Genomic DNA, 12,216 nt, shown 5'->3' on the forward strand with positions numbered 1-12,216 from the left:
GTCCGCCTGCGCCCCGTCTGTCCGCCCGCACCCCGCCCGTGCACCGCCTGCGCCCCGCCCGCACCCGGTCGTCACCCCAAGAGTCGGTCAAGAATTCGTTAGGGACTCGAAGCAACGGAATAGTTGCCCGGGCGCACGAGGTTCAGCCTGCACACATCCCGATCACGCACCGCATCCCCAACTCCGGCCTGGAGGCCCCACCCCATGTCCCACACGACGACCGACGAGCCCGCGCGGCGAGCGAGCGGGGCCACCGTCCCGGTGCTCGCGTTCGCGGGCATCGTCGTCGCGGTGATGCAGACCCTGCTGGTCCCGGTCATCAAGGACCTGCCCCGACTTCTGGACACCTCACCCAGCAACGCCAGCTGGGTCCTGACCTCCACGCTCCTGTCCGGCGCCGTGGCCACGCCGATCATGGGCCGGCTCGGCGACCTGTTCGGCAAGCGCCGCATGCTGATCGCCAGCCTGTCGGTGATGGTCGTCGGCGCGCTGCTCAGCGCGCTCACCGACGCCCTGGTCCCGATGATCGTCGGCCGTACGCTGCAGGGCTTCGCGATGGGCGCGATACCCCTCGGCATCGGCCTGATGCGCGACATGCTGCCCCGCGAGCGGCTCGGCTCGGCGATGGCGCTGATGAGTTCCTCGATCGGCGTCGGCGGCGGCCTGGCGCTGCCCGCCGCGGCCCTGGTCGCCCAGCACACCGACTGGCACGCCCTCTACTACGGCGCCGCCGGCCTCGGTGTCGTCTCCATCGCCCTGACCCTGCTGGTGGTGCCGGAGTCCCCGCTGCGCGCCAAGGGCTCCTTCGACCTGCCGGGCGCGCTCGGCCTGTCGGCCGGTCTGATCCTCTTCCTGCTGCCGATCAGCAAGGGCAGCGACTGGGGCTGGTCGTCGCCCACCACGCTCGGCCTGTTCGGCGCCGCCGTCGTGGTCCTGCTCCTGTGGGGCCTGATGGAGCTGCGGGTCGCGGCCCCGCTGGTCGACCTGCGCACCACGGCCCGCCGCGAGGTCCTGCTCACCAACCTCGCCTCGATCATGGTCGGCGTCTCCTTCTTCGTCATCTCCCTCGTCCTGCCGCAGCTCCTCCAGCTGCCCTCCGAGACCGGCTACGGCCTCGGCCAGTCGATGGTCGTCGCGGGCCTGTGCGTGGCGCCGCTGGGCCTGACGATGATGTTCACCGCGCCGGTCTACGCCCGCCTGTCCGCCCGCTACGGCCCCCGCACCACCCTCATCATCGGCCTGGTGATCATCGCGGTCGGCTACGCCGGCGGCCTCGGCCTGATGAGCGCCGCCTGGCAGACCGTGGTCACCTCGGTGCTGATCGGCGCGGGCATCGGCCTCGCCTACTCCTCCCTGCCCGCGCTGATCATCAGCGCGGTCCCGGCCTCGGAGACGGGCGCCGCCAACGGCCTCAACACGCTGATGCGGTCCATCGGTACGTCGGTGTCGAGCGCCGTCATCGGCATGGTGCTCGCCAACACGTCGAACGACGTCGGCGGCGTCGCCGTCCCCACCCTGCACGGCTTCCGGGTCTCCTTCCTGATCGCGGCCGCCGCCGTCGTCGTCGGCCTGGTACTGGCCCTCTTCCTGCCGCGGGGCCGCCCCTCCGCGGTCTCGCAGCTGCGGGCGAGCAGCGAGGAGGACGCGAACCTGGCCCGCGCCGAGCAGGCGCTCGCCGGGACCGGGCAGCCGCCGCACGGCTTCCGGGGCCGGGTGCTGGCCGCCGACGGCGCCCCGGTCGCCCGGGCCAAGGTCACCCTGATCGACCGGCACGGACGGCAGGCGGGCGCGACCCTCTCCGCCGCCGACGGCAGCTACGCCCTCGCCGTGCCCGCCCGAGGCCCGTACGTGCTGGCCGCCCGCGCCGCGGGCCACGCCCCGCTCGCCCACGCGGCCACCCACGACGGCGACCGCCCGGTCGACCTGGACCTGCCCCTGCCGGGCGAGACGGTCCCGGCCTGACCTTCCCCGCCCCCGTACCCCCTGTCGCACCGCGCGGCGGGGGGTGCGGCAGCATGGGGCGCCGGCACACCCCGCACCACCACCGAAAGGCCCCCATGACCGCGGCCCCCGCCCCCGCCTCCTCCCCCTCCCCCGACGTCCTGGCCGCCTTCGAGGCCGCGAAGGGGTTCATGCCCGGGCACGAGGGCCGCGCGCTGTACGCCGCCGCCGCGGAGGCGGGCGCGCTGGGGCTGCCGCTGCTGGAGGTCGGCACGTACTGCGGGCGTTCCACCGTCCTGCTCGCCGACGCGGCCCGCCGGGCCGGGGTCACCGCGCTCACCGTGGACCACCACCGGGGCAGCGAGGAGCAGCAGCCGGGCTGGGAGTACCACGACCCTCAGACGGTCGACCCGGAGCTGGGCGTGATGGACACCCTGCCCGCCTTCCGCCGCACCCTGCACCGGGCCGGTCTGGAGGAGCACGTGGTCGCCCTGGTCGGCCGCTCCCCCCAGGTCGCTGCGGTCTGGAACTCCCCGCTCGGCCTGGTCTTCGTCGACGGCGGCCACACCGACGAGCACGCGAACGCCGACTACGAGGGCTGGGCCCCGCACGTGGCCGAGGGCGGGCTGCTGGTCATCCACGACGTCTTCCCGGACCCGGCCGACGAGTTCACCGGCCAGGCCCCGTACCGCGTCTACCTCAGGGCTCTCGCCTCCGGCGCCTTCACCGAGGTCTCCGCGACCGACTCGCTGCGCGTCCTGCGGCGAACGGGCACGGGGATCTGAGGGCCCGGTTAGAGTCGCTGACGTGTCGTACACAGGCCCGGACTTCGAACCTCCCCAGCCCCGCCGCTCCCCGCTGCGCCGCCCGCTGACCGTGGCGCTGGCCGCGCTCGTGCCCGGGGCGCTGCTCGGGTGGGGGGTGTACGCGGCGGTCGGCGGCCCCGACGACGGCGACGGAGGCGGCGCCGACCGCGCGGGCGCCGTACGGACGCCGGCGGCGCCGTCCTCCGACGGTCCGGGCCCGGCGTCCGGGGCCGGTGACGCCAAGCGGCCCGCGGGTTCCCCGACCGCCCCCACGTCCGAGGCACCGTCCGCCTCCCGACCCCCCGCCTCCGGTGCCCTCAAGGGCAAGGTCGTCGTCATCGACCCGGGCCACAACCCCGCCAACTTCCAGCACGCCACCGAGATCAACCGCAAGGTGAACGTCGGCAATCACTGGAAGGAGTGCGACACGACCGGCACGGCCACCAACGCGGGCTGGCCCGAGGCGAAGTTCACCCTGGACGTGGCCCACCGGCTGCGCGACCTGCTGGAGGAGCAGGGCGCGACCGTGAAACTGACGCAGGACGGCGACCGTTCGTACGGACCCTGCGTGGACGAGCGGGCCCGGATCGGCAACGAGGCGAAGGCCGACGCGGCGATCTCGATCCACGCCGACGGGTCGGGGGCGGGCAACCGCGGCTTCCACGTGATCATGCCGGGCCCGGTGCACGAGGGCGCCGCCGACACCCGCGCGATCGTGGCGCCCTCCGCCGAACTGGGCAAGCGCGTCGCGGGCAGCTTCGTGCGCGTCACGGGCACCGCACCCTCGAACTACCTCGGCGACGGCACCGGTCTGGTCACGCGTACGGACCTGGGCGGTCTCAATCTGTCAACGGTTCCCAAGGTGTTCATCGAGTGCGGCAACATGCGCGACAGCACGGACGCGGCCCTGCTGACCAGCGGCAGTTGGCGGCAGAAGGCGGCGGAGGGGATGTCTGAGGGAATCGTGAGTTTCCTGCGCGGGTAGTGATCGGCGTCCCGATCCCTGCGGACAGCCGCAAGGTCCAAACGATAGTGTCGTCCGTACGATGAGGGGCCACCCCCGCGCTTCACACCGGAACCTTTCGGCGCCATCGTGACAGCGACGCCTCTACCGACGACGAGACGACCTACGAAGGACCTGAAGTGAATATCCGCTCGCTCACTCGAGGCGACGGCGTGGTGATCGGAGCAGCGGTGTTGCTGTTGATCGCGTCGTTCCTCGACATCTACTCGATCGAAGGTGCGCCGGACAGCGCCGAAATCCCCAGCCTGTGGGGCAGCGGCTCGGTCGTGCTCGGTGTCGTCCTGGCCGGCGTCATCGGCGCCGCGCTCATCGTCGTGAACCGCGCCATGCCGCAGCCCAAGAAGGTGGCCGGTCTCGACCTCGGCCAGTTCGGCATCGCGTTCACGGTCTTCGCCGCGTGGTGCGCGCTCGGCAACATTTTCGACCCGGCGGGCGCCTTCGACAACGACGGGGGCCTGGACAACATCGGGGCCGGGATCGGCCTGATCCTCGCGCTCATCGCCACGCTGGTCATGGCCGCCGCGGCCGTGGCCACGCCGCTGCTCCCGGCCCTCAAGGGCACGCTGATCCCGGCCTCCCGTCCGGCCGCGCCGCAGCCCTACGGCGGCCAGCCCCAGGGTGGTTACGGCTACCCGGGCGCCCAGCAGCAGCCGTACGGCGGACAGCCGGGACAGCCCGGGCAGCCGGGGCAGCCCGGTCCGTCCTTCGGTGGCCAGCCGCAGCCGGGGCAGCCGCAGCCCGGTCAGCCGCAGGCCCCGCAGCAGGCGCAGGCGCAGCCGGCCGGGGACTTCTCCCCGTTCTGGTTCGCCGTGCCGGTGCCGCGGCCGCTGTTCGCGGAGGACGGCTCCCCGACGCCGATCGCCGAGCTGGCGCCGGGCACCTGGTACCTGGCCGTGGAGCAGCGCGGCGCCAACCTGGTCGCGCAGACCCAGGACGGCCGCCGCGGCGTGCTGCAGGACACCTCGGGCATCCAGCGCGGCTGATCCGCCCCGCCCGCCCGTTCACCTCAACGGCCCCTCGCCCACCGGTAGTTCCGGGCGGGGGGCCGTAGGGTTTCCGTGGGTTCCGTAGGTTTCAAACACACGTCCGGGGCCAGACGGAAGGCATGTCCCCTCGAACGCGCAGTGGGTCCAACTCCGCCGGAACGGCCGTCGCGGTGATCGCGGACATCATGGCCTTCATCCTCGGACTGTGGATCCTGATGTACCTGTTGGACGCCAACCGGGCCAACGACCTGGTGGGGTTCGTCCATGACGCGGCCCGCTGGCTGGCCGGCTGGTCGCACGACCTCTTCACGTTCGACGAGGCGTGGGCCCGGGTCGTGGCCGGCTACGGACTGGCCGCGGTCGTCTACCTGTTCGTCGGCCACGCGATCGCCAACCGCCTGCACCGGCACTGACCGGGCGGCCGGGCGCGCGGGCCCCGGCGTTCAGACGCAGCAGTCCGGGTCCAGTCCCCTCGGCAGCCGGTCGCCCGCGAAGACCTGGCAGGTGGCCTCGTGGCCGCCGAGCGCGGCGACGGCGAGCAGCAGCGAACCGGCCGTCCAGGTGGTCAGTTCGCGGGGCCAGACCGCGTCGTCCTCGAAGACGTACCCCGTCCAGTACAGGCCGCTGTCGGCGTCCCGCAGGTGCTGGATGGACTGGAGGACGGCCAGGGCGTGGTCGGACTCGCCCACCGCCCACAGGGCGAGCGCGAGTTCGGCCGACTCGCCGCCGGTCACCCACGGGTTGGGGTGGACGCAGCGCACGCCGAGGCCCGGGACCACGAAGCGGTCCCAGCTCTCCTGGAGGCGGCTCCTGGCCTCCGTGCCGGTCAGCGCGCCGCCGAGGACCGGGTAGTACCAGTCCATCGAGTAGCGGCCCTTGTCCAGGAACCGCTCCGGGTGGCGGCGGATGGCGTGCCGCAGCGCGCCCGCCGCCAACTCCCAGTCGGGCTGCGGCTCTTCGCGCTGCTCGGCGACGGCGAGGGCGCAGCGCAGGGCGTGGTGGATCGAGGAGCTGCCGGTCAGCAGTGCGTCGGTGGTGCCGGTGCCGTCGTCGTCCTGGCGCCAGCCGATCTGTCCGCCGGGCTGCTGCAGGCGCAGCACGAACTCGACCGCGGCGTGGACGACGGGCCACATCCGCTCCAGGAAGGTGTCGTCGCCGGTGGCGAGGTAGTGGTGCCAGACGCCGACGGCGACGTAGGCGACGAAGTTGGTCTCCCGGCCGCGGTCGGTGACGTCGGCGAAGTCCCCGTCGGCGTAGGCGGCGTACCAGGAGCCGTCCGGGTTCTGGTGCCGGGCCAGCCAGGCGTACGCCCGCTCGGCCGCCTCGTGCTCGTCGGCCGTGTCCAGCGCCATCGCGGCCTCGACGTGGTCCCACGGGTCGAGGTGGTGGCCGCGGAACCACGGGATCGCGCCGTCCTCGCGCTGGACGGCGAGGATGCCCCGGACGGTCGCGGCGGCCTCGTCGGCGGTGAGGACGCCGGGCAGGACGAGGTGTTCGGTGCGCGGGGGGCGGGGTGTGCCCGGGGTGCGGGGCGAGGTCACGCGGCGTCCACCGGCGGCAGGTGCGGCTTGGTCGCGTAGGCCACGAAGCTCTTGCCGATCAGCGGGTTCAGCGCCTGCTCGGCGACCCGGGTCGCCAGCGGCTTCTTCATGATGTCCCACACCAGCAGCTTGTGGTACGCCCGCACCGGCAGCGCCTTGTCGTTGTCGACGCCGAAGGCGCACTTCAGCCACCAGTACGGCGAGTGCAGCGCGTGCGCGTGGTGGGTGCCGTACGGCTTGAGGCCGGCCTCGCGGATGCGGGTGAGGAGCTGGTCGGCCTTGTAGATGCGGATGTGGCCGCCCTCGACCTCGTGGTAGGCGTCGGAGAGGGTCCAGCAGACCTTCTCGGGGCCGTAGCGCGGCACGGTGACCGCGATGCGGCCGCCGGGCCTGAGGACGCGGACCATCTCGGCGAGGACGCCCTTGTCGTCGTGGATGTGCTCCATCACCTCGGAGATGATGACGACGTCGAAGGACTCGTCCGGGAAGGGCAGGGCCAGCGCGTCGCCCTCCATGGCGGTGGCGGTGGCACCGGCCGGGGCCTCGCCGGCCTCCTCCATCGCCGCGAACCACTTGGCGACCTCGCGGATCTCCTCGGCGTTCCGGTCCAGGGCGACCACCCGCGCTCCGCGCCGGTAGCACTCGAACGCGTGCCGGCCGGCGCCGCAGCCGAGGTCCAGGACGCGGTCGCCCGGGGCGAGCGGGAACCGGGAGAAGTCGACGGTCAGCACGAGGCCCTGCTTTCGGGGTAGACGCCGGTGTCACTGGGGGTGGGGGTCGCGGGCACGATCCTCGGGGTGGTCGTGGTGCCGGTCGCGGTGGCGGTCGTGGCCGGGGTGCGCCGGTCGATGGCCTCGCGGTAGCGGGCGACGGTGCCCTCGGCGGCGCGCGCCCAGGTGAAGTGCTTCAGCACCCGTTCGCGTCCGGCCGCGCCGAGCCGCGCGCGCAGTTCGCGGTCGCCGAGCAGCCGGTTCAGTCCCGCGGCCAGCGCGTCCGCGTCGCCCGGCGGCACCGCGAGGCAGGTCTCCCCGTCGGGTCCGGCGACCTCGGGGACCGCTCCGCCGGTGGTGGCGAGCAGCGCGGTGCCGGCCGCCATGGCCTCGGCGGCGGGCAGTGAGAAGCCCTCGTACAGCGACGGTACGCAGGCGACCTCCGCCGACCGCACCAGGTTCACCAGTTCGGCGTCGGAGATGCCCTTGACGAACTCGACGGCGCCTTCGAGGCCGTACCGCTCGATCGCCTGGGCGACGGGCCCCTCAGCGGGCCGCTTGCCGACGACGACGAGGTGGGCCCGGGGGTGCTCGGTGCGCGCCTTGGCCAGCGCCTCGACGAGGAAGACCAGGCCCTTGAGCGGCACGTCCGCGCTGGACGTGGTCACGATCCGGCCCGGCACCCGGGGCACCGACGGGTCGGGCGAGAACAGCTCGGTGTCGGCGCCGATGTGGACGACGTGGATGCGGCTCTCCCGTACGCCGAGGTGGTCGACGATCTCCTGGCGGGAGGTGCCGGAGACGGTGAGCACGGAGGGCAGGCGGCGCGCGACGCGCTTCTGCATCCGGGTGAAGGCGTACCAACGGCGCACCGAGTAGCGGCGCTTGCGACTGTCGGCCGCGTCCAGCTCCAGCTGCCGGTCGACGGTGATGGGGTGGTGGATGGTGGTGACCAGGGGCGCGCCCACGTCGCCCAGCAGCCCGTAGCCGAGGGTCTGGTTGTCGTGGACGACGTCGAAGTCCCCGCGGCGGGCGCGCAGATGGCGCCGGGCGCGCAGCGAGAACGTCAGGGGTTCCGGGAAGCCGCCGGTCCACATGGTGCCGACCTCCAGCGCGTCGACCCAGTCGCGGTACTCGCCGCGTTTCGGGGTGCGGAAGGGGTCGGGCTGGCGGTAGAGGTCGAGGCTGGGCAACTCGGTGAGCAGGAGCCGGTCGCCGACGAGGGGGCCGTCGTCCAGGACGGGGTAGGGCTGGGCGCCGATGACCTCGACGCGGTGGCCGAGGCGGGCCAGTTCGCGGGAGAGGTGGCGGACGTAGACGCCCTGGCCGCCGCAGAACGGGTTCCCCTTGTAGGTGAGGAGTGCGATGCGCAGCGGCGGCAGACCGTCGGCTGCGGGCTCCGGACGCGGACCCGTCTGACTGGCCTCGGCGGTCACTCTGGGCCCCCTCCTCACTGCGCTGTCCCGCGACACTACGTCGGGAGGTTAATCTAGAACAAGTTTCAGACTTGATCGTCAGCGGCTTCGAATCTACCGGCAGGTAGCCGGGCTGTGACGAGTGGATCAGGTGATTCGCGCCACGGGGGAGAAGGTGACCAAGGTGGACCGTCCGGCAGCGGAGGCGTCCGGTCCGGCGCACCGCTCCGCCGCCCCGCCCCTCACCGAGCGGCAGCGGGAGCGCCGCCGCCGCATCCTGCACGCCACGGCCCAGCTGGCCTGCCGGGGCGGCTTCGAGGCGGTGCAGATGCGGGAGGTCGCCGAGTCCTCGCAGGTCGCCCTGGGCACCCTGTACCGCTACTTCCCCTCCAAGGTCCACTTGCTGGTCGCCACGATGCACGACCAGCTGGAGCGGCTGCACGGCACCCTGCGCAAGAGTCCGCCCACGGGCGAGACGGCCGCGGACCGGGTGGCGCAGACCCTGATGCGGGCCTTCGGCGCCCTGCAGCGCGAGCCACGGCTGGCCGAGGCGATGGCCCGGGCCCTGACCTTCGCCGACCGCAGTGTCTCCCCGGAGGTCGACCAGGTCTCGCGGCAGACCACGGCGATCATCCTGGACGCGATGGGCGGCCTGGAGAACCCGACGCCCGAGCAGCTGTCGGCGGTCCGGGTCGTCGAGCACACCTGGCTCTCGACCCTGATCACCTGGCTCGCGGGGCGCACCTCCCTCGGCCAGGTGCGGGTGGACATCGAGACGGTGTGCCGGCTGATCGACCTGACGGAGGCCGGTACCGCAGAGGCCGCGAAGCGCCCCTGAGCGCCCCGCCGTTCACCCCAGGTGGGAGCGGACCAGCGCCGCCGCGGCGGGCAGCAGCTCCACCTCGTCCCGGCTCATGGTCGGGTTGGCCGCCCGTCGCCGCAGCGCCTCGGCGAGGCCGTCCGGCGTGAGTGCGCAGGGGTCGGCGAGCAGCGCGGCCAGGGCGCCCGCGACGGGCCCGGCCAGCGGTCCGCCGGCGGCCGCCACCTGGGCGAGGATCACCGCGGTCATGCCCCAGTCCAGCCCCGGGTCGCCCTCCTCGGCGTTGGACCAGTCGATCACCCGGGGCCCGTCCGCCGTGAGGATCACGTTGTCCGGGTGCAGGTCGAGGTGGAGGACGCGCGCGCCCGGATCCGTGGAGCGGTGCGCGGGCACCCGGTGCAACCCCCGCAGCAGCCCGGCGAGCATGGCGCCCGCCTCCCCGGGCGTCAACGCCCCGTCCAGCCAGGCCCGCAGCATCGTCGGCCCGGTCAGCCGCTCCATCACCAGGTCGGTACGCGGCGACGGCGTCGTGCCGGGCCACACCCGTGGCACCGGGTAGCCGTGCGCCCGCACGTGTTCCATCACCGCGCCCTCGGCCGCCGCGTCCCCGACGCCCTCCCGGTCGCGCCGCAGCACCCACCCCGCGTCCGCCTCGTACACGTCGGCCGAGCGCCCCGCCCCGATCAGTCTCCCCGTCCGCATGCCCGGGAACGTATCCCCCGGCGGGTGCTCCCGTCCCGGCCGCCCCCGCTGCCCGGACCACCGGGCGGGTAAAGTGGCGGCGTCGTCATCACCCGTACGGGGGGAAGCCGGTGCAATTCCGGCGCTGACCCGCAACCGTGAGCCGCCCGCCGGGTCCCTTGGGGCTCCGGGACGGTGAGCCGGACTGCCCCGCACGGATGTGACCGGCTCACGTGCCCGGCGCCCGCCGGTGCACGGGCACCGTCGAGGCATACGGGGCCGAGCCGCCGGGGGTGCCCCGTGCTGCCGGGCCCGCACAGGGAAAGGCACCCGCCGCTCATGAACGTCCGCCGTCGCAGCAGCGCCGCGGCTCTGGCCGCCATAGCCGTGATCGGCGCCGCCACCGCGCCCGCAGTCGCCGCCGATCCGTCGCCGTCCGCCTCCGCGTCCCCGTCCGCACCCGCCGGGCTCTACGGGACCACCGACCCCCAGTACGACGGCGTGTGGCGCCAGTCCCTCGCGCTGCTCGCGCAGGACACGGCGGGCGTGGTCCCGTCCTCGACGGCCGTGAAGTGGCTCACGGACCAGCAGTGCGCGAACGGCGCCTTCGCCCCCTTCCGCGCCGACCCGGCGGCGGCCTGCGACGCCAAGACCCCGGTCGACACCAACAACACGGCCGCCGCCGTCCAGGCCCTGTGGGCCGTCGGCGGACACGGCGACGTCGTCGAGGACGCCCTCGGCTGGCTGAAGTCCGTGCAGAACGAGGACGGCGGCTGGGGCTACAGCCCCGGCACCCCCAGCGACGTCAACTCCACCTCCGTCGTCATCGGCGCCCTGACCGCCACGGAGACGGACCCCGGGAAGGTGGTCAAGGACGGCAAGTCCCCGTACGACGCGCTGCTGACCTTCGCCCTGCCCTGCGCGAAGGACAAGGGCGCGGGCGCCTTCGCCTTCCAGCCCGACAAGGACGGCAAGCTGCTCCCCAACGCGGACGCGACCGCCGCCGGTGTCCTCGGCGCGCTCGGCAAGGGCCTGGTCACCGAGGCCGGCGACAAGGCCGACGCCGCCTCGTGCACCGACTCGGACAAGCCCACCCGGGAGGGCGCCGCCGCCAACGCCGCCGCGTATCTCACCGCCACGCTCGCCAAGGACGGCCACCTCGTCTCCGCCCTCGGCGGCTCCGCCGACCAGCCCGACTACGGCAACACGGCCGACGCGGTGGTCGCCCTCGCCGCGCAGGGCGGGGCGGACCGGGCGGCCGAGCCGCTGGCCTGGCTGGAGAAGAACGCCGCGAAGTGGGCCGCGGAGAGCGGCCCGGCCGCCTACGCCCAGCTGATCTTCGCCGCCCACGCCACGGGCACCGACCCGCGCGACTTCGGTGGCACGGACCTGGTGGCGAAGCTGAACGCGACCGGACCGGCCCCGCAGGGTGCGGCGGCGAAGGACACGGCCACCGCGAGCGACGCGGACCCGGCGGAGGAGAAGGACGACGAATCCGGCTTCGGCGTCTGGTGGTTCGTCGGCGTCTGCCTGGTCTTCGGCATCGGCATCGGCTTCCTGCTCAGCGGCCGCAACAAGAAGCAGCAGCCGTGACGCCCCGCCGCCTCGCTCTTCTCCTCCTGGCCGCGTTCCTGCTGGTCGCGAACGCGGGTCAGGCGCAGGCCGCCGGGTACCGCTACTGGTCCTTCTGGGACCGCGACGGCGGGACATGGGTCTACGCCACCCAGGGCCCATCCCTGGTCCGCCCCTCCGACGGCGATGTGCAGGGCTTCCGCTTCGCGGTGAGCGAGGACTCGGGCGACGCGGCCCAGCCGCGCGGCACCGCGGACTTCGCGACGATCTGCGCAAAGACCCCGGCCGAGGACGGCAGCAAGCGGGTGGCGCTGGTCCTGGACTTCGGCACGGCGTCCGACGCCCCGTCCGGCGAGACCCCGCCCGCCCCGCGCACGGCCTGCGCCCGGGTCTCCCCCGAGGCGACGACGGCCGACGCCCTGGCCGCCGTCGCCGGACCCCTGCGCTACGACACCAACGCCCTGCTGTGCGCGATCGCGGGCTACCCGAAGTCGGGCTGCGGGGAGCAGGTGTCGCAGAAGGAGAACCGGACGACCACGGCAGCCCCGGAGACCGCGGCGGCCAAGGGGGACGGGGAGGACGGGGACGGCCCGTCGGTCGGCCTCTACGCGGGCATAGCGGTGGTGGCAGCCCTGGCCGCCGCGGCAACCTGGCAAGCAAGGCGGCGCAGAAATGCACCCCGCTGAAGCCGCCCAACCTGCGGGCAGTCAGGCCGCCCAA

12 protein-coding genes are annotated in these 12,216 nt (G+C 73.9%); 8 read left to right on the forward strand and 4 right to left on the reverse strand.

Annotated features, from left to right (window positions below; translation table 11 throughout):
* Positions 1-204 precede the first annotated feature (204 nt).
* The 5 genes from K7854_RS01820 to K7854_RS01840 all read left to right on the forward strand — a co-directional run bounded on the left by K7854_RS01820 (position 205) and on the right by K7854_RS01840 (position 5,170).
* Complete coding sequence (locus K7854_RS01820) at positions 205-1,962, forward strand: MFS transporter (protein ID WP_226024544.1); 1,758 nt, start codon at positions 205-207, stop codon at positions 1,960-1,962.
* A gap of 95 nt (positions 1,963-2,057) precedes the next feature.
* On the forward strand, positions 2,058-2,726 hold the full coding sequence (locus K7854_RS01825; RefSeq protein WP_226024545.1) for a class I SAM-dependent methyltransferase: 669 nt from the start codon (positions 2,058-2,060) through the stop codon (positions 2,724-2,726).
* Between the two features lie 22 nt (positions 2,727-2,748).
* Positions 2,749-3,732: an N-acetylmuramoyl-L-alanine amidase gene (locus tag K7854_RS01830; protein ID WP_226024546.1), complete on the forward strand. Its 984-nt coding sequence runs from the start codon at positions 2,749-2,751 to the stop codon at positions 3,730-3,732.
* A 158-nt stretch (positions 3,733-3,890) separates the two neighbouring features.
* Complete coding sequence (locus tag K7854_RS01835) at positions 3,891-4,754, forward strand: DUF5336 domain-containing protein (RefSeq protein ID WP_226024547.1); 864 nt, start codon at positions 3,891-3,893, stop codon at positions 4,752-4,754.
* Positions 4,755-4,876: 122 nt separating this feature from the next.
* Positions 4,877-5,170 carry a hypothetical protein gene (locus K7854_RS01840; protein ID WP_226024548.1) on the forward strand — a complete coding sequence of 98 codons (294 nt, stop codon included), beginning with the start codon at positions 4,877-4,879 and terminating at the stop codon, positions 5,168-5,170.
* A gap of 30 nt (positions 5,171-5,200) precedes the next feature.
* Here K7854_RS01840 and K7854_RS01845 read toward each other — a convergent pair whose 3' ends face one another.
* The 3 genes from K7854_RS01845 to K7854_RS01855 are packed head-to-tail and all read right to left on the reverse strand — an operon-like array spanning position 5,201 to position 8,444.
* Positions 5,201-6,298, reverse strand: a complete 1,098-nt coding sequence (locus K7854_RS01845) for a prenyltransferase/squalene oxidase repeat-containing protein (protein ID WP_226024549.1) — start codon at positions 6,296-6,298, stop codon at positions 5,201-5,203.
* Positions 6,295-7,029: a class I SAM-dependent methyltransferase gene (locus K7854_RS01850; RefSeq protein ID WP_226024550.1), complete on the reverse strand. Its 735-nt coding sequence runs from the start codon at positions 7,027-7,029 to the stop codon at positions 6,295-6,297. The genes K7854_RS01845 and K7854_RS01850 overlap by 4 nt, the downstream gene beginning before the upstream one ends.
* Positions 7,023-8,444, reverse strand: coding sequence for a glycosyltransferase family 4 protein (locus K7854_RS01855; RefSeq protein ID WP_226024551.1), 1,422 nt, complete (start codon positions 8,442-8,444; stop codon positions 7,023-7,025). The genes K7854_RS01850 and K7854_RS01855 overlap by 7 nt, the downstream gene beginning before the upstream one ends.
* Positions 8,445-8,607: 163 nt before the next feature.
* Here K7854_RS01855 and K7854_RS01860 point away from each other — a divergent pair, with 163 nt between their 5' ends.
* Complete coding sequence (locus K7854_RS01860) at positions 8,608-9,261, forward strand: TetR family transcriptional regulator (protein WP_372480980.1); 654 nt, start codon at positions 8,608-8,610, stop codon at positions 9,259-9,261.
* A 12-nt stretch (positions 9,262-9,273) separates the two neighbouring features.
* Here the strand turns inward: K7854_RS01860 and K7854_RS01865 are convergent, their stop codons facing one another.
* Entirely contained in the window at positions 9,274-9,945 is a 672-nt protein-coding gene (locus tag K7854_RS01865) for a phosphotransferase (protein ID WP_226024552.1), read from the reverse strand.
* Positions 9,946-10,263: 318 nt separating this feature from the next.
* Here K7854_RS01865 and K7854_RS01870 point away from each other — a divergent pair, with 318 nt between their 5' ends.
* A complete protein-coding gene (locus K7854_RS01870) occupies positions 10,264-11,517 on the forward strand; it encodes an SCO2321 family membrane protein (RefSeq protein WP_226024553.1) in 1,254 nt (417 codons plus the stop codon).
* The gene (locus K7854_RS01875) at positions 11,514-12,182 is read left to right on the forward strand and encodes an SCO2322 family protein (RefSeq protein ID WP_226024554.1); all 669 of its coding nucleotides are present in this window, start codon (positions 11,514-11,516) and stop codon (positions 12,180-12,182) included. Before K7854_RS01870 ends, K7854_RS01875 begins: the two co-directional genes overlap by 4 nt.
* The last annotated feature ends 34 nt before the right edge of the window (positions 12,183-12,216 follow it).

Source organism: Streptomyces hyderabadensis (assembly GCF_020404845.1).
GTDB lineage: Bacteria > Actinomycetota > Actinomycetes > Streptomycetales > Streptomycetaceae > Streptomyces > Streptomyces hyderabadensis.

Bases quoted from the DNA above. Each gene is read 5' to 3' on its own strand.
- K7854_RS01820 (WP_226024544.1), top strand. From the start codon at position 205: ATGTCCCACACGACGACCGACGAGCCCGCGCGGCGAGCGAGCGGGGCC.
- K7854_RS01825 (WP_226024545.1), top strand. From the start codon at position 2,058: ATGACCGCGGCCCCCGCCCCCGCCTCCTCCCCCTCCCCCGACGTCCTG.
- K7854_RS01840 (WP_226024548.1), top strand. From the start codon at position 4,877: ATGTCCCCTCGAACGCGCAGTGGGTCCAACTCCGCCGGAACGGCCGTC.
- K7854_RS01865 (WP_226024552.1), bottom strand. From the start codon at position 9,945: ATGCGGACGGGGAGACTGATCGGGGCGGGGCGCTCGGCCGACGTGTAC.
- K7854_RS01870 (WP_226024553.1), top strand. From the start codon at position 10,264: ATGAACGTCCGCCGTCGCAGCAGCGCCGCGGCTCTGGCCGCCATAGCC.